General features: G+C 67.2%; 23 protein-coding genes. 4 read left to right on the plus strand and 19 right to left on the minus strand.

Going from position 1 to position 19,221, the window contains the following annotated elements; all coding sequences use genetic code 11:
• Positions 1–68: 68 nt before the first annotated feature.
• From AOA12_RS22145 to AOA12_RS22230, 19 genes are all read right to left on the minus strand, one after another.
• The gene (locus AOA12_RS22145; protein WP_054687560.1) at positions 69–362 is read right to left on the minus strand and encodes a hypothetical protein; all 294 of its coding nucleotides are present in this window, start codon (positions 360–362) and stop codon (positions 69–71) included.
• Positions 359–715, minus strand: a complete 357-nt coding sequence (locus AOA12_RS22150; RefSeq protein WP_054687561.1) for a hypothetical protein — start codon at positions 713–715, stop codon at positions 359–361. The genes AOA12_RS22145 and AOA12_RS22150 overlap by 4 nt, the downstream gene beginning before the upstream one ends.
• Positions 712–1,071 (minus strand): hypothetical protein, encoded by a 360-nt coding sequence (locus tag AOA12_RS23430; protein WP_061683612.1) that lies wholly within the window; start codon positions 1,069–1,071, stop codon positions 712–714. The genes AOA12_RS22150 and AOA12_RS23430 overlap by 4 nt, the downstream gene beginning before the upstream one ends.
• Entirely contained in the window at positions 1,068–1,286 is a 219-nt protein-coding gene (locus AOA12_RS22155; RefSeq protein ID WP_054687563.1) for a hypothetical protein, read from the minus strand. Before AOA12_RS22155 ends, AOA12_RS23430 begins: the two co-directional genes overlap by 4 nt.
• Complete coding sequence (locus tag AOA12_RS22160; RefSeq protein WP_054687565.1) at positions 1,283–2,044, minus strand: hypothetical protein; 762 nt, start codon at positions 2,042–2,044, stop codon at positions 1,283–1,285. The genes AOA12_RS22155 and AOA12_RS22160 overlap by 4 nt, the downstream gene beginning before the upstream one ends.
• A 45-nt stretch (positions 2,045–2,089) precedes the next feature.
• Complete coding sequence (locus AOA12_RS22165) at positions 2,090–2,392, minus strand: hypothetical protein (RefSeq protein ID WP_054687566.1); 303 nt, start codon at positions 2,390–2,392, stop codon at positions 2,090–2,092.
• A 159-nt stretch (positions 2,393–2,551) separates the two neighbouring features.
• Entirely contained in the window at positions 2,552–4,585 is a 2,034-nt protein-coding gene (locus AOA12_RS22170) for a hypothetical protein (protein ID WP_156366710.1), read from the minus strand.
• Between the two features lie 618 nt (positions 4,586–5,203).
• On the minus strand, positions 5,204–5,656 hold the full coding sequence (locus AOA12_RS22175; RefSeq protein ID WP_054687571.1) for a GNAT family N-acetyltransferase: 453 nt from the start codon (positions 5,654–5,656) through the stop codon (positions 5,204–5,206).
• A 7-nt stretch (positions 5,657–5,663) separates the two neighbouring features.
• Positions 5,664–5,948: a hypothetical protein gene (locus tag AOA12_RS22180; RefSeq protein ID WP_054687573.1), complete on the minus strand. Its 285-nt coding sequence runs from the start codon at positions 5,946–5,948 to the stop codon at positions 5,664–5,666.
• 300 nt (positions 5,949–6,248) lie between these two features.
• Complete coding sequence (locus AOA12_RS22185; RefSeq protein ID WP_156366711.1) at positions 6,249–6,788, minus strand: hypothetical protein; 540 nt, start codon at positions 6,786–6,788, stop codon at positions 6,249–6,251.
• 143 nt (positions 6,789–6,931) lie between these two features.
• On the minus strand, positions 6,932–7,237 hold the full coding sequence (locus AOA12_RS22190; protein WP_054687578.1) for a hypothetical protein: 306 nt from the start codon (positions 7,235–7,237) through the stop codon (positions 6,932–6,934).
• A 20-nt stretch (positions 7,238–7,257) separates the two neighbouring features.
• On the minus strand, positions 7,258–8,496 hold the full coding sequence (locus AOA12_RS22195; protein ID WP_054687579.1) for a M23 family metallopeptidase: 1,239 nt from the start codon (positions 8,494–8,496) through the stop codon (positions 7,258–7,260).
• A 9-nt stretch (positions 8,497–8,505) separates the two neighbouring features.
• Positions 8,506–10,239, minus strand: coding sequence for a hypothetical protein (locus AOA12_RS22200; RefSeq protein ID WP_231637276.1), 1,734 nt, complete (start codon positions 10,237–10,239; stop codon positions 8,506–8,508).
• A gap of 281 nt (positions 10,240–10,520) precedes the next feature.
• Positions 10,521–13,028, minus strand: a complete 2,508-nt coding sequence (locus AOA12_RS22205; RefSeq protein ID WP_231637277.1) for an ATP-binding protein — start codon at positions 13,026–13,028, stop codon at positions 10,521–10,523.
• A gap of 14 nt (positions 13,029–13,042) precedes the next feature.
• Complete coding sequence (locus AOA12_RS22210; RefSeq protein WP_054687586.1) at positions 13,043–13,258, minus strand: hypothetical protein; 216 nt, start codon at positions 13,256–13,258, stop codon at positions 13,043–13,045.
• A gap of 1 nt (position 13,259) precedes the next feature.
• Entirely contained in the window at positions 13,260–13,835 is a 576-nt protein-coding gene (locus AOA12_RS22215) for a hypothetical protein (protein ID WP_054687588.1), read from the minus strand.
• A 10-nt stretch (positions 13,836–13,845) separates the two neighbouring features.
• Entirely contained in the window at positions 13,846–14,106 is a 261-nt protein-coding gene (locus tag AOA12_RS22220; RefSeq protein WP_054687590.1) for a hypothetical protein, read from the minus strand.
• A gap of 18 nt (positions 14,107–14,124) precedes the next feature.
• On the minus strand, positions 14,125–15,123 hold the full coding sequence (locus tag AOA12_RS22225) for a conjugal transfer protein (protein WP_054687591.1): 999 nt from the start codon (positions 15,121–15,123) through the stop codon (positions 14,125–14,127).
• A 3-nt stretch (positions 15,124–15,126) separates the two neighbouring features.
• Positions 15,127–15,360: a hypothetical protein gene (locus AOA12_RS22230; RefSeq protein ID WP_058632845.1), complete on the minus strand. Its 234-nt coding sequence runs from the start codon at positions 15,358–15,360 to the stop codon at positions 15,127–15,129.
• Positions 15,361–15,635: 275 nt separating this feature from the next.
• On the opposite strand from AOA12_RS22230, the gene AOA12_RS22240 reads away from it, so the two are divergent.
• The 4 genes from AOA12_RS22240 (at position 15,636) to AOA12_RS22255 (ending at position 19,221) form a co-directional block, all read left to right on the plus strand.
• Positions 15,636–16,421 (plus strand): hypothetical protein, encoded by a 786-nt coding sequence (locus AOA12_RS22240; RefSeq protein ID WP_156366712.1) that lies wholly within the window; start codon positions 15,636–15,638, stop codon positions 16,419–16,421.
• A 491-nt stretch (positions 16,422–16,912) separates the two neighbouring features.
• Entirely contained in the window at positions 16,913–17,863 is a 951-nt protein-coding gene (locus tag AOA12_RS22245; RefSeq protein ID WP_082406575.1) for a ParA family protein, read from the plus strand.
• A gap of 308 nt (positions 17,864–18,171) precedes the next feature.
• Positions 18,172–18,525: a hypothetical protein gene (locus tag AOA12_RS23995; protein ID WP_054687601.1), complete on the plus strand. Its 354-nt coding sequence runs from the start codon at positions 18,172–18,174 to the stop codon at positions 18,523–18,525.
• 15 nt (positions 18,526–18,540) lie between these two features.
• Complete coding sequence (locus AOA12_RS22255) at positions 18,541–19,221, plus strand: SAF domain-containing protein (RefSeq protein WP_054687603.1); 681 nt, start codon at positions 18,541–18,543, stop codon at positions 19,219–19,221.

The following is a 19,221-nucleotide window of genomic DNA, read 5'->3' on the forward strand; positions in this document are numbered from 1 at the left end:
TTCGGGCGGTCACCCACAGCAACTATCTCATATGTGCAACGGTGATGTCCAGGCGCTCAGAGCACCTGTCATCGATGCGCGAGCTCGTACTCCTCGGGCGTCGGCAGGGGCACGTCGGGATACCGGATCTCGTGCATCCTGTCCTCGATGTAGGCCGCGAACTCATCCGCGAATGCTGCAGCATCGTCGATCTCTGAGTTCGTCAGAGCGTAGGAGTACGCGCCCTGCCACCGATCAGAGATCGAGGCGGCGCGACGGTGGCTGCACGAGCATCCGCACTGGCTGTGCTTGTGCCCCGCTGAGCAATGGGCCGCGCAGTAGGGATCGCTGTGCGATCGCTCCGCCCACGTCGACGGGCTCACCAGAGCGCTCCGTCCTGATAGACCGGCTCACAGATCCACCAGTCGAGGTCGATCCATGTGCGCTCACCGTTGCGAGGGTTGCGGCATGCGACCTTCACGATGAGAGGCTCGGCGACCGGCGTCACGCTCACGACGTCGGTCGCCGGCCCCCACGGCCCGCGCGCGTCTCGGGCCGGCCAGTCCTCGAGGCGGTGCCCGTTCTCGTCCCAGGCCGAGTGGCGCATCGCATACCGGATGCAGTCCCCCGTCGACGGGATGTATCCGAGCTCATCGCCCTCGCGGCGGCGGTGCAGATCATCGCTCGAGACGCCGTCCGGGTAGCCGGCAGCGTCATTGTCTCGGAGCGTCCTCATGGCTCCTGCACCCCATCGCCTGCAGCTGGTCCGGTCCCAGAGGCGGCTCCCCCTGACGCGAGCAGCTGGTGCAGGAGCAATCGCTGCCGGCAGAGGACGATGCGCGCCGCGTCGACCAGCGCGAGGTAGTCGCCTTCGGGTACTGCTCCACGGATGCGCAGTTTGACGATCATTTCCCGCGCGGCCGCGGCGACGGCGACGAGCTTGCCGGCTGACAGTCTCGCGCGCAGCGCATCGGCTTCCGCCCGTAGAGCGTCGGCCGAGGCGACGAGGTCAGCGAGCACCTCGAGCGACGATTCGTTCGACGTCACGATGCGGCCGCGAAGGGTGCGGGGCTGTGCGGATCGTGCGGTCATGTCCCCTCCCCCAGCCCGGCGTCGACGAGCATGGCGCGCAGTCGCTGCACGCTCTCGTCATCGGAGGGCAAAGCCTGCTCGTCGAGCAGCTCGCGCAGCTCGGCGTCGTCCGGGGTGTGGCCGTTGATGGCGGCGACGGCGGCGACGGCGGCGACGATGTCCGTGAGCGGATCGCCGGGCGCCCCGGCCGCGATGTACTTGAGGTCCTTCGTCATGACGGGTTCCCTTCGTTGAGGTGCGAGATTCGGTCGCGGGCATTCGGGTCGACCTCGACCGAGGCGCCGGTCTGCGCGTCGAAGAACGCGACTTGCTGGTGCTGCTCGGCGAGCCGTCGAGCCTCGGCTGCGTCGAGGGTCTTCACGGACACGTCCAGGGAGACGATTCCCGTCTCAGGATCGTGCCAGGCGCCCTCGTAGTGGTAGTCCATCCGCAGCAGATCGGCGTTGGCCTTGCTGAATCGCAGGAGGTCGATGGGTCGGAGCTGGTCGACGGGGATGGCTACCTCGCGGTCTGGGTAGGGCGAGACGAAGAAGCCGATGCTCTCCTCGCGACCAGTGTTCGGGTGGCGGGTGTATCCGCCGTCCGGGTGGCGAAGCCGGTTGAGGGCACGATCCACCTCGAGGGACTCCTCCGCCCCGGACAGGCCGCGTGACCGGGCGAGGGCTTGCTTCTGGGCGATGCGCGTAGCCCGGCCGGCGCAGAGCCGAGTGCGCAGATCGTCGAGCTCGGGGTTATTCGGATCAGCTGCGGAGTCGATCATCTCCGCGAGCTCGCGCTGGCCCCGAGGCGAGGAGTCGTATGCGGCGCTCTTCTCTGCGAGGTTGCTCTCGGCTTGGTGCAGCCGGCGCCGTGCGGAAGGGTCCTCGGGCGCGCGGTCGAGATCTCGTCGAGCGGCATCTGCCTTCGATCGCGCGTGCTGCAGTTCCTTCCAGGTGTCGGCGCTGCACCGCGCACCAGGCTTCGGGTCACACATCCGTGAGAGGTCCTCTCGTCAGGGGTCCGGGCGTTGACGCGGAGGTCAACGCAGATCGAGCTCGACGCTGTCCGCCTCGAGATCCGGAACGTGTTGATCGGGGTGCGCGAGAGTCGCGCAGGGTGCGTGAACCCGCACGGCGTTCCCCTTGCGGATCGTCTGCCGGAGCAGCTCTGCGAGCACGCCGCGCGCGTGCACGTTGTACGGCCCGTCGACGCCGTCGATGCGGAACGAGACGTGCGGGATGCGGTCGGGGATGGTGCGGAAGAGCATGAGCGGGCTGCGCACCGTTCCGGTGACATCGACCCCCACCGCGGTGCTCGCGGGGGCGGTCTGGGTGATGGTCATGATGACCCTCCTTCTTGTCGAGGATGAGGCGGGATGCCTCTACTCGACATGGGTCCGGTTAGAGGCCCAGATCGGACAAAGACGATCTCGTCTTTCTTTACGCATATGAGTCTAACTCCTATGCGATAGAAAGACGAGATCGTCTTGTCGGCTTCGAGGTCACTCCGGGAGCAGGATCGTCACCTGTTCGTCGTCGGGCACCGCGACCTCACCCTTCTCGCCGTCTTCGGTGAGGTAGGTCAGGATGAGGTAGTCCTGGTCCTCCAAGTCGACGTCGATGGACTCCACGGTCGCGATCACGCCTTCACCGTCGACGTCGACGAGGATGCTCATCCCCACATCGAGCTCGGAGACCGACAGCTCGAAGCTGCGCACGTTCTCTTCCTCGATGGGGGTCGAGTCCTCGACGGCATACAGGTGCGGGCGGCCCGCATCCTCCTCGCCGGAGATCTCTGCCACGTCTTCGGTCTCACCGTTCTCGGTGGGCACCTGGACGACGTCGTCTTGCGGAACGAAGTCCGGGTCGTCCGGGAGGGTGATTCCGAGCGCGTGCATGATCGCGCGGTCCTCGTCGCCGAGCCCTTGGGCGAGCTTCGGGGTCCAGAAGATCTGCGCATGCTCGGGCGGGATACCCATACCCGGAGACACCCAGGCGCGGCCGGGCTTGTTCTCGAGCCCGGCGGTGGCCACGAGGCTGCCGAACGTCATCATCGAGGTGGACTGCTCCAGGTTGCGCAGCGCGATGCGGACGGCGAACTGGGATCGGCTCGAAGTGCTCAACCACGACGCCGCCGCCTGCTGCGAGGCGAGAATGACGTGCACTCGCGCTTCGCGGCCGAGCCGCAGGATCGAGCCGAATGCCGTCATCACGGGGTGGATGCTGCCGGTCGGCGCCTTCTCGAGACCCATCCTCTGGCACCAGTCGGCCTTGCCGCCGCCGGATTTCCACCACTCGTTGAGCATGTCGGCCATCTCCTCGCCCTCGTCGACGGCGAGGACGAGCGGGTCGAGCGTGGAGCGCAGATGAGGACCGTTCCGCTCGAGGTACTCGTATCGGTCGTCCATGAGCTTCTTCACCTTGAGGATGTAAGTGACGATCGCCGCCTCGCGGGTCGCGGCCGGCTTCGCGCCGGGGAGCAGCCCGAGGTTGAACAGGCCGAGGCGCTTCGGGTCGATCGGCCAGATCTCGGCCATCGGCATGTCTGGGTCGCGAACCCACTGACCGAATGCGTCACGCCGCATCCCCGTGGGCAGTGCGGTGAGAATCGACAGCAATAGCACCGTCTTTCCACCACCGGTGCCACCCACGATCAGCAAGTGCGGGAGTGGAGCGTCGAGGTCCCAGACGCAGGGAGTCCCGTCGCGGAAGTGACCGAAGGCGATCTTCATCGGGTTGTCGTCGTCACGGGGCGGATGAGGGAGCACATCAGGCAGCGGCGTCAGCGGGCGCACGGTACCGCGGTCGGCGGTGAGATCCCAGTCGATGGTCAGCTGCGCCGCGTTGGGCGCCACGACCGAGGAGCGCACGGCGTCGACAGCCTGCTTCTGCCAGATCGTCTTCGACACCCGCGAAGTCGACGTCGGCGGCCAGTGCAGAATCGTTCGCTGCAGGTTGTCGGCATTGTCCCGGACGAACTCGTCGACGGACACCCCGGGGATGATCACCGACAGCACGCTCTCCAGACGGGATTGATCCGGGTCGACCACAGGCTCAGGGGCGGCCGGGTCTGCGGTCAGCGTGATCAGGCATCGGCGCGCATCGTTCTTCTTCACCCGGTACGCGATCCCCATCCGGTTGCTCACCTGGACGACCAGCGTCTCGGCGAACTTCAGATCCGAGTCGACCAGATCTCCGGGGTAGCGGATCACGATGCGCTGCGGAGCGCCGATCCACCCTCCCCTCCACCTCGACACGGTCACCAGGTCTCGGGTCGGAGCTGACGCTCTCACCACAGAGTTGACGGCCTCGATCATCAGGTCGATGGACCGGCCGCGTTGCCACGCGCGATGACCGAGTACGATCAGGGCGGCGATGATCACCGCCGCGACGATCACGACCAACACCAGCAGCTCGACGCGATCGGTCACCGCCGCCAGTCCTCCGGCCATCAACGCGATCGCCGAGACGACGACGACCCGCATCGGCCACGCGAGCGGCCGCCGCGGCAACGCGCGCACGGCAACGTCCTCCACGACCTCGGGCCTCACACCCAACATTGCGCGAGACATCCCATCTACCTCCTATGCATCAGCGGCTGCAGAGACGATGCGTCTCTATGGCACATAGGTCGGCATTGCCAGCGGAATCGGACATCACCGGCGAACGTGATGCAGGCGTCGACGAAGCCCTTACTCCCCGGGCGCCCGGGGCTGGAACCACAGATCGGTTGGCAGAAACTACCGATGGGTTGTCATCGGTGCGGGTGCGGCGGCATATGCAGACGATAGGCAGATATTTGGCACCCCCCTTGACAGCCGTGATAAGCTCGCGACTGCCGATCGAGGCAACGGAGCGAGCTTCCCACCGGCATCAGGTAGATAGCAACTTGCTAGATCAAGAGCATGCAGGGTGTCGTGTCTCACTCCAGTTGTCCGATTCTCACGGACCTGTCGAGTCGTCTCACTCCAGTTGTCCGATTCTCACTCCAGTTGTCAGAAGCACGGCGAGCCGCGTAGCTCTTGGTCGACGCCATGCTCTTTGTCGCTGGCCGCCAGCCAGTGTCCCGCAGAACTCCGCGGCACAGTTTCACCCTCGACGGGCGCCGTCGCCACGGAACCTGCCAGTAGTCGATGGCAAGCAACACCGGAGAGTCAGAGGGTCAGGGCCATGGACCGAACGTCTGGCCTGTCGCCTCCGGGCAGCTGCCGGAATCCGGCCTGCTCATAAGTTGCGATCGCGGGCGCGTTGTCGGCAATCACGTTGAGCGCGACGCGCCTCGCACCGAGCGAGCGAGCCCTCTCTACCGCCAGGCTCACCAGCGCGCCGCCATAGCCACGACCGCGCTCTGCCGGATCGACGATGACTCTCCCAATCCGGGCGGTGTCATCGGCCAGCGTGAGGTCGAAGTGCCCGATCACAAGTGACTCATCGTCGACCATCACCCACGCCCTTATCTCACTGGTGACGGTCATGGCTGCCAACTGATCTACTGTCAGCGGCCACACCAACCGGGGACCCGTGAACAGGTACAGCGCCCTCTCATCCGGAATCCAACTCATCACCGTCGCAATGTCGGCGTCTACCCTCTCCCGCAGGCTCAGCATGACGCCCTCACTCCGAGACCTCGATCACGATCTTGCCGCTCGCGTCGATGACACCCGGCCCCTTGTCGGGCGTCGGCGCCGGGGCGGGAATCTCTCGCTCGGCCTCCCACGCGATCCGCGCGTTGTGAGCAGACGGATGGAAGAGTTCGTCGAATCCGAGCAGGCCAGCTGATGAGGGTGCCGTGGCATCACCGGCATGATGGCGCCGGCGGGTTGCGATCCCCACCACCCCAAAGACGATCGGAATGGCGAGCACAATCCCGATCGCGCCCCACCCAAGGAAGTCGCTCATATGCCCCAGGGTAGAAGCAGCATCCCTGCTATGAATCCCCCGCCGGGCGGATCTGCTGACAAGTTGAGTGGCAGCGCTGATAGTGCGCATGGCCGCGGACACTCCCGGTGCGCGGCCGCGGATTCGTAACAACTGTCGTGAGACGGATCACTGCGTTGGCTCGAACGCTCGAGTGAGAAAACCCCAGGTGAGCAGCTCCACGATCTGACAACTCTCGTGAGATCCGACACAGGGTTGCTGCGTCATCCGCTGCACACGGAGACCGCGCCGCTCACCTGACGGACTCGCCACCAGCTGGAGCTAGTCGTTCCGGGCCGCGTGAGATCGCTCGGCCCACAGGCTGGCCATCATCTCCGCCTGACGCCTGGCGGCCTCCGGGTCCACCCCTCGAGCGCCGATCGGCGCTTCGGGGAACGGGGCACCCGCGTTGTGCTTCTCCTCGAGTCGCGTGGCCTCTTCGGTGAGCAGGGCGGCGACCATCGACGACATCGACGGATAGCCGGCGTCGCGATCGCGCGTTGCCCACCAGGCCGCTTTCGCTCGGGCGTGCACGGCATCGGGGAGGAAGTAGCTGTGGTTGCGCTGCTCGCCGTCGCCGAGCGCGCGGCCGCGAGCTCCTTCGGGAGCGGCGGGGAAGGGCTCACCGTCGTTGTATCGGTCTTCGAGACGGGCGGCGCCGGCGACGAGCAGCTGCGCCACGAGCGAGGCGAGGGTCGGAGCGGCGTCAGCAGTGTCTCGGGTCCCCCACCAGGCGGCCTTGATGCGCGCGTGAAGGCCCACGGGGAGGAAGTAGCCGCGGAGCCTGTTGCCTGTGGCGGGGGAAGGTGTAGTGGAGGGCACTGAGGGACGCCTCGTCATCCAGGGCGGGGAGTCTTGGTCGATCAAGACTCCGGAGCGCTTTTCGTCTTTTTCGGTCGGGTGTCGCTGAGTCTACCGGGCGGTGTTTTTCGAGGTGGGGAGCCGATGTGCCCGGCGGTGCCGTGTCATCGTGTCGCGGTGCTTCTCGCGGACCGGGCGGCGGCGCGACGGACCGCGAAGACGACCAGAGCGAGCAGCAGCAGCAGACCACCGGCAGCGATCACCAGGCGGCCGAGGTCGAGGCCTGCCGCGTCGGACAGGGGAAGGATGACGTTCTCTGTGGTGAGGACGTGCACGTCGACGAGGAAGGACGCCGCCTGCGGGATGAGGCGGGCGGCGAGGGTGGGGCCGAACAGCATCAGCGCGAACGCTCCGATCAAGACCAGGGTCAGAGTGTCGTCGGACAGTTCCGAGTTGCGGTTCTCGCTCATGGTGTCTCCTTCGTGTGTGGTCAGGGCCGCCGGCAGCTGTCCGGCGGGCAGATCTCGATGCCGTAGAGGCGGAGGAACTCTTCTGGGTTGACATAGCCTGCGTACTGGGCCGGCGCGCCGAGCGCGGGCGCCTCCTGCAGTCCGGCGACGGCGGGGTTGGTGGTGCCGTTCTTGTTGATCCGCAAGTCCAGGTGGCAACCGCCCGAGGGAGGGACGTTCCCGGTCACGCCGATCTGCTGGCCTGCGGTGATCTGATCGCCCACGTCGACGAGGCGCTGGCTCTTGTACATGTGCAGGTAGCTGACGATGAACCCGTCCGGGTGCTTGACCGACAGCCACAGGTCGCTGCTGAGGACGACCGTGCCGGGGAGGATCGCGTAGACGGGGTCGCCGCAGGGGTTCGGCCAGTGCTGCAGGTCGATTGCGACGTGCCAGGTTGAGGCGTTGGGCACGTCGATGTCGCGAGGCCCGTACCCGGAGGTCATGTTGAAGCCGGGCGAGAGGGGGTACGCGGCCTGCCCCACCAGGACGCTGCTGTCGCAGCTGACCGAGCCGCCGACTGAGGAGATGATCTGCTGGGCGGCGCCCTCCCATTTGTCGTAGGCGTCGGGGAAAGCGGACACCTGTACGGTCTGCGCCGCCTCGCCCAGGCTCATGCTCTCCCACCCCGGGATGTCGAGCAGACCGCGGGGGCTGCCCTCGTTCGGCCCGTCAGGGCCGCCGAAGAACGCTCTGGCGGCGTAGGTGGGGTCCATCAGGTCCTTGACCGAGCCCCACCCGGACACGCGCTGCTGGAAGAAGTTGACGGAGTCGTGGTCGCTGCCGACCGCGTCGTGGGGGTAGTCCAGGGATGCCGGCACGCTGCTGTTCGCGTACATCTTCAAGCCCGACTCCTGCAGGGCCGTCATCATCGCGATCTGCTGCCCTCGCTCGGAGACGCCAAGAGAGCGTGCCACGGCGAGGATCGTCGCTGCGTGGCCGAGCTCGGTGGCGGTCAGCGTCCGCGTCGATCCGCCGCTGGTCGTGACGGTGAGCTCGGTGGCGACTCCGCCGGCGCTCACGGTGCAGCTCGACGCGGTTCCGCCGCCGCTGCCGAGCATCGACATCAGGAACATCGTGTAGGCGGCGAAGACCATGATCGGCACGAGGATCACGGCGATCACGGCGACCACCCACTTCCAGCGGCCGGTGCGGGTCTCCTCGTCAACGGGGTCGGTGAGCGGCGACGTTTCGGCGGGTCGCTCGAGCAGATCGGTCACGATCGCGGATCACCTCTGCTCGAGCGCGAGGCGCTCCCGCAGCTCGACCGACCGGGGAGAGCGCGGCGCACGCGGCGGCAACGACGAGATATCGACCCCGGACTCTGACGATCGAGTCTGAATGTGCCCCACCCCGGCGCCGTCCACGACGATGCGCCGCGGCCGGGAAGGAGCTCGTGGCGCTTCGACGACCCGCACAGGAGCAGAGGACTGCGCCGACGACGCAGACGGCTGCTCCCCGCGTCGCGTGCCGTGCTCGATCGCCTTCGAGGCGCCCTTGCTGGCGACCCGACCGCCGACCTCGAGCGCAGCTGCGCCGACCCCGCCGGCGACACCACCCGCAGCGACGCCCTTCCCGATGCGGACGCCGGTGAATACCAGATCTGCCGTCTTTCCGGCCGCCGAGCCGCCGCCTGAGCCCGTTCGCGGGCTGGGGAGGGCCGGACGTCCTCCTGAACCGCCGGAGGGCCGGGGAGGCGCCTGTGGGGCTGCTGGCGCCCGCGTGGCGGCCAGTGTGCCGATGTCGGCGGTCGCGCCGCCGGCACCCTGCCCGACCAGGGTGAGGGAGCGCGCGTCGACGGTGTTGTCGGGTCGCCGCAGCGCCGCGGCGGCGACCGTGGAGACGGCGCTCATGGCGGCGATCGTCTTCACGCCGTCGCGTTCGGCGCGGCCGCCCTTGGTGAACCCGTACTGGGACAGCTGCTGCGCGAGCGATCGGCCCGCCTTCTTCGCCATCCGCTTCGCACGGACGACGAGGAAGATCAGGACGCACATGACCAGAGACGCAAAGGTCATCTGCGCCATCAGCGGAACACCGAGGGCGCTGAGACCCGTGATCGCTGCGACGGTAAGTTTCAGAGTCGCGGCCATCACCACCGCCATGAACACGATCGCGACCAAGCCCATGAAGGTGTCGGCGAGGGACTTCCACAGGGGGTACCGGTCGATCGGCAGGATGCCGAGGTAGACGTTCCACATCGTCTTGAGCGCGGCGATCAGGAAGCCGAGCACGGTGACGAGAAAGAGCACACCGAACGTGAGGGGGATCACGAACAGCACCAGGGCGCCGGGCGTCATCAGCGCGGCGGTGGCGACCATGCCGAAGTTCGGGTTCTGGTTGTACTTCTTCGCGGCCTCGTCGCAATTGTTGACCGCGTCGCGGACCTCGTTGCCGCCGGTGTTGATGGGCGGCGAGGAGATCATCTGGTCGGTGAAGGCCGTGGCGCACTCCCCCTCCAGGGCGTGACCGAACGCGACAGTCTGCGCGGGGATCTTCACGAAGATGTCCACCAGCTGCGAGGTGACTGCTGCGGACAGCATGTTGTCCGAGTCCAGGGTGGTGTTGTTGAGGTCCTCGCTGACGACCGCGGCCGCGATCTCTCCCCCGTACTGCTGGGCGGTATCCATCGCGCCGCCGGCCGCGGTCAGCGTGGCGATCGGGTTGGCGAGCATCCCGGTCGCCAGCACGGCGCATGTTGCGGAGATGAAGATCTCCGACCAGCCACGCGCATGCCGGCCGACCATGATCGCGAGGCCCGCGACCCCGCCGGCGATCGCCAGCGCGAAGGGGATCCAGTTGATCTTCTCGAGGAACTGCTGCAGAAGGTCCGCCAGAGCTCCGAACGGGGCGCTGACCACGCTGACCCATTCGAAAGACAGCAGCCAGTTGCAGAACCAGATCATCCACGAGAGCAGCCCGAGGTGTCCGGTCCAGATGGGATCCAGCCACGACGCGATGAACACCTTCCCCCAGTTGGCGGGGTTCCAGTCGCCACGGTCGATCGGGAGCATCGAGTAGGACGAGAGGGGCACTCCCCCGCTGTCGGTGATGTCGCCGCCGAGGATGTACGGGGCTGCGCCGCCGCCGTCCGCGAACGCCCAGTACGTGTTGCCGAAGCACACCAGGAAGACGTCGATCAGGATGACGGCGATGATCCGGCTCCACCACGGGTGCTCTTTGACCCAGAACCTGACGCGCCAGAACGCGCCGCCGAGGCTTTCGAAGGTGTGCCGGTAGAAGACGATCACGGCGTCACCAGGGAGGGCGTCGACAGCACGGCTTCACGCCGGTCCGGGCGCTCGGGGAGGGTGCGACGGAACTTCCCGATCCGGCCGCGCTGGTCGCGGATCAGCCCCTCGCCGCGGCGATCGGGGGCGACTCTCCCGTCAGAGCCCAGCGGGGAGAGGTCCTCGGTGACGACCTTCACCATGTGCGCGTCGGCCGGTTCACCTGTCAGCCACTCGATTGCGCGGCGGGCGAGATCCTTGTCGGTCTGTCGCATGACGTATCGGGTCTTGAGCAGACCGCGGGTCTGGGTCTCGCCGAAGTCCTCGGGGTCGTGGGACCCGAGAGCGAAGAACGCGCGGTGCTTGCGGCCGTCCCGGATGCCGATGCGCAGATCGCGCTCTCCCTCGGGGGAGGCGGTGATGTGGTGGCATTCGTCGAAGTAGGCGCCGGCGAGCTCGCCGGGGTTCATGAAGCACACCTCGCGCGTGACGCCCATGAGCATCGCGTACATGGCGCGGCCGTAGATCTTCTCGAGCGGCATCTCCTCGAACAGGTGAGCGTGCTCGAGCTCGGTCTTGTCGGGGAGCGAGAGGCCGTGGGTGAGGAAGACCAGCGCGCGCGATTTCAGGTCGACGGCGGGCAGCGTGTCGTTGAAGAGGACCTCGCCGATGTCCTTTGACGCGACCAGGCCGATCAGTCCGGACAGCTCGTCGCTCTCGGCCGAGGTGATGGTCTTCAAGTGCGCGCGGAGCCGGCCGAGGCTGGTGATGTCGTGCGCGGCGACGTACTCCGGCTCCATGAGCCGGGACAAGGCGACCCCGCGGGCGTCGCGGGCGCGGATGCCGAGCATCACCGCGAAGAGAGACTGCACCATGCGGGCACCGACGAGCGGGCCGAACATGCGCAGCGGATCCAGCGAGGACTCCGGCGTCATCAGGTCGACGATCGTGGTGGTGTCAGGGCGCAGGCTCTTCGCGAACGCCGCGTACTCCTTCGCCTCGGTACGGTCGATCGCCACGACGCGGCCGTTGCGGTCGACCGTGTCGCCCATGTCGCACTTGAGGAGCACGCTCTTTCCGGCGCCGAGCTCGGCGACGACCCCGAAGCTGGCGCTGGTGTCGGCCTGGATGCTGCCGTCAGCGTCGCGGAGGATCGGCGTGTGGCGGGCGGTGGAGATGTTCTCCCCGAAGCGCGCGCCGCGCTCATCGCCCAGCTCGTTGCTGGCCAGCGGGACCCCGGTGGCGAACTCCCTGCCGGTGGTGATCTGCGTGAGCTCGCGGGAGAGGCGGCTTGTCGCGGTGCCGGGAATCATCGACCACCACAGGTCTTCCTGCCCACCCAGCGGCGCCTCGAGAATGAAGTCCGAGCTCTTGTACTCCTCGGCGACGAAGCGGGCTCTGGCCTGCGCGAGCTCGGCGGTGTCAGCGCCCACCGCGAACAGCACAGTGCCCTGCACCTCAACCTCCTTGTCGGAACGGTTGAGGGAGGCGTGGTAGGCCGCGAGGGTCTCAGCGATCTCGCCCAGGTCGGATCCGCCGCCGGTGATCGTCGCGGTACCTTCCTGGTGCTTGTACTGCTCCTCGAGCGCCGACTCGGCCTTCTTGTTGCGGCGCTTGACCTCCTCCGCGCCTGTGACGGTGAACCGCACCGCCCAGTCGACGTCGACGGGGAACTGGTCGACGTGGGAGAGCCACTCGACACCCGGTGACACCCAGCCCATCTTGGGCGTGGCGACGAGGGACTGGACCACCTGGTAGGACGAGGCGTCCGCGTACGGGCTGTGGATCTTCACGTAGCGGCGCTTGAACGGGACGAACTGCTGACCCTTGGAGAGGTCGCTCTGCCCGCCCTCGTCGATCCACGGGTTGGGCATCGCGGACGGCATCTGGAAGTGGGCGATATCGTCGGGGGCTGCGCCCTTGGCCGGCGGAACGGGCGCGGCCATGTCGGCTGCGAGTCCGCGCTGCTGGGAGTGCAGCGCGATCCAGATCTGCTCGGCGGGAGTCGCGCGCGTCGGCTGGAACGCGGCCGGGATGCGCACCTCGATCTCCTTGGCCGCCCGGGCGGCCGCGGCGATCTCGCCGTCGCTGGGCAGCTGGCGGGGCAGTGCGAGCGTGTCGCGCAGCTTCGTATCAGCTGCGCGCAGCGCGGACATCGCGCGGGCCTTCCACGCGCCAGCGGCGAGGGGAACCGCGAGCCAGAAGGCACGGGTACCCAACCGGATCTGCTCGAGCGAGTCCAAGGTCAGCTCGATCTCCTCTGCCAGGTCGGGGCAGTCGCTGATCCGGATGCCGTCCAGCATCCTTTCGACGACCGCGACCGGGTCGAGATCCGCGCACAGGCCGAGGAGGAGGCCCTCGCCGCGGTGAGCCTGGAAGAGCGCCTGGTGGTGCGCCTTGACGAGCTTCTGGTTGGTGTCGCTGCTGTAGGCGTACGGCAGCGGCTGCAGCCGCCACGTCGCCCACACCACGCCCGAGCGAGTCCACATCAGGTTGCTCGTCATTGCTGTCGCTGGAATCTGCATCGTCATCTCGTTTCTCAGCCGGTCGGATCGGTCAGCAGCAAATCGCGACCGCCACCGAGGGAGGCCGTGATCGGCGTGCCGCCGAGGATGGGGAGGAGGGCTGCGTAGCTTGTGGCGGCGGGATCCAGGTAGATCGGCTCGCGCGTGGCCTCCGCCTCGACCACGAGGGTCTTGATGGAGGAGCCGCGGCCTCGCCCGCGGATGCCGATCGGGACGTCGATGCTGCTCATGTCAGTTGCCTCCTCGTGCTTGCTGCAGCAGTCGCTCGACGCCGCTGACCGCGTGGGCGGGCGTGCGAGTGGCCAGCGGTGCCGAGCGCTGCTGCATGGCCGGCTGCACCGCTGCGGGTGCTTCCGGCGTTGGGGTCGGGATCGCGACCTCCGGTCGCGGCAGGGCGTCGACGATGGTGTCGGCGATCGTCGTCTTTCCGCCGGCGTAGTGCGGGGGTCGGATCTTCATGGTGGTGCCGCGGTACTTGCCGGTGGCGGGTTTGGTCATGGCTGACAGCCCGCCGGCCAGGACGTTCAGCATGTTTCGGCGGGTCGCCGGGATCCTGCCCGCTCCCCATGCCGCCGCCCAGGAGAAGGCAATGGCGAGAGGGAAGTCGACGAGCGGAGAGCCGGTCCCCCACATCCGCTGCGTGAGCAGCGCGCCGATCAGGACGAGCGCGAGAACGATGCCCTGGGTCAGCGTGTAGGGGCCCCCGGGGATCTTCGTGCCGTCGTGGAGACGGCCGATGAACTTCGGGAACCGGCGGCTGCGCGTGTAGAACCGCGCAACCTCTCTGTCTTCGTCGCGTTCGGCCACGGTGGACCCCCTACGCGGCGAGCTGGTAGACCGTGGCGCCGAGGGCGTTGACGGTCTCGCCCTGGATGAGGGTCATGACCCATTCGCCGCCGCCGAGGGCGAGGAACATCACGAACCCGCACAGCAGGCCTGTGATGACCGTCGTCGCGACGGCGAACTTCACCTTTGCGGCGACGACGAAGAACACGATCGCCGAGACGAGCACGACGAGTCCGCGGAATGCGGTCGTGCCGTCTGAGACGATCCCGTTGATCCAGTCGAAGAATCCCATGATGGGTGTTTCCTTTCGTTAGTTGCCGGTGCCGGACGGCGACGGCTCGGGGGTTGCCGACTTCTTCTCAGAGGTCGCTTGCGGTGCAAGATCGATCGCACTGACCTCCCACCGGCCGGCCCGGGCGGTGAGAGTCAGGGAGTAGGTGGAGGTGAGCTGCTGCTCGAGCGGGCTGAGCAGCGACACCGTGGCGAGGACCTTGACGACGTCGCCGTCCCCCGGCGTCTTGGCCGGCGCGACGTCGGCGCGCAGGTCGAAGACGCTGACGTTCACGTAGGGGGCAGGCGAGAGTGCGGTGAAGTCGGTACCCGGGGAGCTGAATCTCGCGAGTTCCCCCGAGCCGGCCAGGTAGGCGCCGAGGAACGCGGACACGGTCTCCGCGGCTGGGTCGCTCGAGCTGATCGTCTGCGCGTACGCCAGGGAGGTCGTCTTCCCCTCCACCGGCGCCGCAACCGGGGCAGGCAGCCCCACGACCCGGAGGGTCTCTCCCTCGGCCGACACCGCCACCTGGAAGTAGCGGCGCGGCCAGGTCGTCGAGCTCGTGTCGCTGGAGTCGCTGACGGTCAGCTCCTTCACATTGCCGGCGACGACGACGTTGATGAAGCTCGTCTCGTCGACGGGGGTGATGGACACCACGGCGAGGTTGCGGTACTCCCAGGGCTGCTCGGAGAGCTGACGGAGCGTAGCCAGGTCGATGTAGTCGCCGAGGTCGCCGGGCGCCTCCTTGCTCGCGCCCAGCCAGGACCCCACGTAACCCAGCGCGTACCCGCCTGCGGACTGCTGCTGGACGCTCAGCCCTGCCTCCTGCGTCTGCGCAGGCGCGGAAGCGATCGCGGCTGGTCGGGCCGCGGCCGCGAACAGTGCGATCGGGCCACACGCGATCGCCGCGAACAGAAGCCCCGACAGCAGCCGGCCGCTCATCTGCCGGCCGTGCGTCCAGCTGCTGCCCTTGGCCTCGGGCGACTTCTGATCCTTCGGAGCCTTGAGCTCCTTCTCACGCTTGCTGAACAGTCCCATCGTTCACACCCCCTCGGCGGCGATCTGCAGCCGCGCGACACGGCTGGCGGCCTGCCCCGCCTGCGCCAGTCGGGAGGGCTCGAGGGTGCGGCGCATCCGCTCCTGCGCGTTCGGGTCGAGCGCGCTCTCGTACAGCCCGGCCGCCGCGTGCTGGATGTCGTCAATGGCCCGCAGGGCGTGAGCTGCGTCGCTCACGAAGCCCTCGGGAAACTCGTCTGCCGCTGATGCCTGAGCCACCGAACCGACCCTTTCTGTCGCCGTCTAGCACCGGCGGACTCCGGCGCTCACAAGACATTGGTCTTGATTGACCGCCGGATCGGACAGGTCTCCCCCATCTTTTTTTCGTCTTTCTCAGATTTCGTCTTTTTCCGTCACGATCTGGCTTTTTCACGCGCGTTCTGCGCGAGGCAGCGATGTGTCGCGGGAGAACGGACCGAAACGACCAAGAGTCTGAGCAAGACCCGCTGAGGAACGTCGCTCGTGTTCACCCCCGACACGAGAGGCCGAAACTCATGTCCACAACCTCGCTCACCTCACGAGCACCCGGACTCCTCACCGCGCTGCGCGCTGAATGGGACCGCAGCTACACGCAGCTCCCCCACCACATCGCCGGCATCGGCGATGTCGTCTGCGGCGAGCTCACCGCTCAGATCCGAGCTGCTGGCGAAGACGAGCGTGATCGTCTGCTCCACGCACTGCTCGTCGCGGCGCACGACGGCGACCACGTTGCCGAGCGGATCCTCCTGCACCACATGCTCCCCAAGGCCGTCCACTACGCACGCACCTGCCGGGCGCTGCGCTCCATCTCCTCGACCGGGCACGACTCCGTCGACGCGGTCGCCACGGCGATCGGAGCGATGTGGCAGTCGATCTCCACCTACAGGCTCACCAACGCCCACCACGTCCAGGGCAACCTCGGCCTGAACGCTCTGAACATCATCAACGGCTCACTCGACGCCGGCTCTCAGGACCTCCCCGTCGACGATGACTACCTGACCCAGGCCGTGCACGACAACGGCGGCAGCCACGGCATCGAGCCCGAATGGGGTGAAGACTCCCTGCACGACCTCGTCACCCTCCTGTCCTGGGCGATCGACACCGACACCCTCTCCCCCGACCAGGTCCGCCTCCTTGCCCGACACGACCTCGCCGAACGGGACGAACGCGAGGCTGTCCGCGACACCCTCGCCGATGAGCTCGGCATCGCTAGAGGGAGCCTCACCCGACGCGTCCACAGAATCCGCCTCAAGCTCGTCGAGGCGGTCCAGGCCCACGTCCGTACCCACGGCGCCTGGTAACGGCTTGAGAACGCCGTAGAACGCCCGCTAGACGGGTTCTTAGCTCTCAGCGCCCCCCGGGATCGGCCCCCGGGGGGCGCTGAGTCGTTTTGGCGCCGCCGAGGGAACACTGGGGGCGGGATGCTCACACCCCCCACTCCCCGGCCCTCCGCCACACCCTCTTGCCCCGTGCCAACTCTCGTTGCATCCTCGTTGCAACCGTTCTGGCACTGCTCGTTGCTCCTCTCTGCCGTCTATCTGCATATGTTGTGCATATGTGGCTTGCACATAGCTATCAACGTGGTTGCTGTTCTGTACTTGCTTGCATTTCAGTAGCGTGCAGTCTTGCTGTCTACGTTGCTAGTTATGGTGTGTGTCGGTGTGCTTGCAATCTCCCTTGCAAACTGCGTGCAATCTTGCTGTGATATCGCTTGTAGTTGCTATCTCATATGCGTTACAATCTCGGCCATGCAGCAGACACCTTCGCGTAGGTATGGCATCGGGCGGATGCCATGCTGAGCGCAGACAAGAGATCACGACTCCGGCGAGTGATCGCCGTGATGAACCGCAAGGGCGGCGTGGGGAAGACCTCCATCACCTCGAACCTTGCGGGTGTGCTGGCGCAGGCCGGCTACAAAGTGCTTGCGATCGATCTCGATCAGCAGGGGAACCTGGGCGACGACCTGGGGTACCGGCACACGGACTACAACGACCACGGTGCAGCGCTGTTCTTCGCGCTGAACAGCGGGAACCCACTGGCGCCGGCGAAGGGCATCCGCGAGAACCTCGACGTCGTGCCGGCGGGGGAGCAGACCGCTCTCCTCGCGGACACGCTGACTGGTCGGCAGCGTCGCAACGAGGATCCCAGCTTTGGCCTGGCGGACAAGCTCGCCGAGATCGCAGACCAGTACGACATCGTGTTGATCGACTGCCCGCCGGGGGATACCGCGATTCAGACTCAGGCGCTGGTCGCCGCCCGCTGGATCTTGATCCCCACGCAGCCCGACTCGGGCAGCCTCAACGGTCTCGAGCAGCTGGCGCGTGAGGTGATCGCCACCCAACCCAAGAACCCGACCATCATGCCCCTAGGCGCGGTGCTGTTCCCCATCGACAGCCGCGCCAAGCGGATGAAGGCCCGGAAGCACGAGGAGATCAGGGAGATCATGGGCGACCTCGCTCCCGTCTTCACCACGTCTATCCGGTTCTCCCAGACCTCCGGCGTCGACAGTCGCGATCGCGGCCAGCTCGCGATCGAGTTGGCTCGCGACGCTGAGGAGCAGGACCCGTTCGCCTGGGCGAAGGCTCTCAAGGCGCGGAAGGCGGGGGAGACCGTCGAGGAGACTCCTAGCCAGCGGATCAGCGACAGCGCAGGTTCGCTTGCCGAGGACTACGTCGAGCTCACGGGAGAGATCCTGCAGGCACTCGCAGCACATGAGAGCTCACCGGCGGGGGAGGTGGCGTGATGTCGGATCTCGGTCAGCCCCGCAAGGCGCAGCACAAGGCATCCGCGTTCGCCGGTCTCCTCAAGCCTGTCGCCGAGCTCGCACCGGAGACGGTTCCCGACCCTGTCCCGGAACCGGCACCCGCTGAGCCCGTGTCGATCGTGGAGCCTTCCCCGAAGCCGGCGGACGCACCGGCCACCCCATCCGCGAAGAGCAAGCGGCGGGTGAGGAGCACCCCACCCCCCAGCGCCCCCGAGGCAGCGTCGACGCCGACGCCGGCCGAGGAGACCACCTCATCAGACGGAGAGAGGGACCTGGTGAATCAGCCTGTGAACGTCACGCTGCGCGAGAGCTTGATGAACAAGCTCAACGCCTACAAGGAGGAGACGGGGCTCAGCCACCCGATCATCCTCTTCACGGCGATCGAGACGCACATCGACGAGCTCCCCGACCGCCTACGCCGCAGCGTGGCCGGTGCCACGGCCACCGAGGGCGGACGATCCCTATTCGACATGCCCAGGGTCGTCACGCACAAGACGGACGGGGAGCGAACCGAGACGTTCATCATCCGCGTCAACAAGAAGAACAAGGCCATCCTCGACGGTCTGTGGAAAGAGCTCGGCGCACCCAGTCGCAACGCTCTGTTCGTAGCCGCCTACGAGGCGTTCCTGTCCACGAAGTAGCCAAGGAGTCCAGACATGGTGACCGAAACCGAGCCGAAGCGTCGGCAGAAGCCCGAGCCGGCGGAGAAGAAGCCGAAGGGGGAGCAGCTGACGCCGCCTCCCACGCGGTCACGCCGTCGACCCGCAGTGATCGCTGCGGGAGTCGCGCTCGTCATCGTCGGCGCGCTGGGCAGCTGGTGGTACGCCTCCTCGGCCCGCGTCACCACCACCGTGTTCGTCACCTCGGGGGAGATCACACGAGGCGAGACGATCGACAGTCAGGACCTCACCACGCTCGAACTCGACGGACGGCAGAACACCGACGCCTACACCGTCGAGCAGTCCACCGACGTCATCGGGAAGATCGCGACGGTCGATCTGCCCGCCGGCTCTCTGATCACCCCCCGCGTCCTGGGCACCACCCTGGCGATCGAGGACGGGCAGTCACTGGTCGGATTCACCCTCACCGGCGCACAGATGCCCTCCTACCCGCTTGCCGCCGGCGACCAGGTCCGCATCGTCGACACCCCGGTCGCTCAGGGCGACCCGCCCGCCGACACCCCGCAGACGTTCCCCGCAACGGTGTTCTCGGTCGTCCGTGACACCGACAACCAGCAGTGGGTCGTGAACGTCATCGTCCCCAGAGCGCAGGCAGCAGATCTCGCCGCCCGAGCAGCGACTGGGCGCGTGGCCCTGGTTCTCGACGGAGGGCAGTGA

This window comes from Microbacterium sp. No. 7, from assembly GCF_001314225.1.
GTDB lineage: Bacteria > Actinomycetota > Actinomycetes > Actinomycetales > Microbacteriaceae > Microbacterium.

What these genes read in the sequence shown, in the direction of transcription:
- AOA12_RS22165 (WP_054687566.1), bottom strand. Translation starts at nt 2,392, where the DNA reads ATGACCATCACCCAGACCGCCCCCGCGAGCACCGCGGTGGGGGTCGAT.
- AOA12_RS22175 (WP_054687571.1), bottom strand. Translation starts at nt 5,656, where the DNA reads ATGCTGAGCCTGCGGGAGAGGGTAGACGCCGACATTGCGACGGTGATG.
- AOA12_RS23430 (WP_061683612.1), bottom strand. Translation starts at nt 1,071, where the DNA reads ATGACCGCACGATCCGCACAGCCCCGCACCCTTCGCGGCCGCATCGTG.
- AOA12_RS22155 (WP_054687563.1), bottom strand. Translation starts at nt 1,286, where the DNA reads ATGACGAAGGACCTCAAGTACATCGCGGCCGGGGCGCCCGGCGATCCG.
- AOA12_RS22220 (WP_054687590.1), bottom strand. Translation starts at nt 14,106, where the DNA reads ATGGGATTCTTCGACTGGATCAACGGGATCGTCTCAGACGGCACGACC.
- AOA12_RS22240 (WP_156366712.1), top strand. Translation starts at nt 15,636, where the DNA reads ATGTCCACAACCTCGCTCACCTCACGAGCACCCGGACTCCTCACCGCG.
- AOA12_RS22205 (WP_231637277.1), bottom strand. Translation starts at nt 13,028, where the DNA reads ATGCAGATTCCAGCGACAGCAATGACGAGCAACCTGATGTGGACTCGC.
- AOA12_RS22150 (WP_054687561.1), bottom strand. Translation starts at nt 715, where the DNA reads ATGAGGACGCTCCGAGACAATGACGCTGCCGGCTACCCGGACGGCGTC.
- AOA12_RS22245 (WP_082406575.1), top strand. Translation starts at nt 16,913, where the DNA reads ATGCTGAGCGCAGACAAGAGATCACGACTCCGGCGAGTGATCGCCGTG.
- AOA12_RS22180 (WP_054687573.1), bottom strand. Translation starts at nt 5,948, where the DNA reads ATGAGCGACTTCCTTGGGTGGGGCGCGATCGGGATTGTGCTCGCCATT.
- AOA12_RS22160 (WP_054687565.1), bottom strand. Translation starts at nt 2,044, where the DNA reads ATGTGTGACCCGAAGCCTGGTGCGCGGTGCAGCGCCGACACCTGGAAG.
- AOA12_RS22210 (WP_054687586.1), bottom strand. Translation starts at nt 13,258, where the DNA reads ATGAGCAGCATCGACGTCCCGATCGGCATCCGCGGGCGAGGCCGCGGC.
- AOA12_RS22255 (WP_054687603.1), top strand. Translation starts at nt 18,541, where the DNA reads ATGGTGACCGAAACCGAGCCGAAGCGTCGGCAGAAGCCCGAGCCGGCG.
- AOA12_RS22190 (WP_054687578.1), bottom strand. Translation starts at nt 7,237, where the DNA reads ATGAGCGAGAACCGCAACTCGGAACTGTCCGACGACACTCTGACCCTG.
- AOA12_RS22225 (WP_054687591.1), bottom strand. Translation starts at nt 15,123, where the DNA reads ATGGGACTGTTCAGCAAGCGTGAGAAGGAGCTCAAGGCTCCGAAGGAT.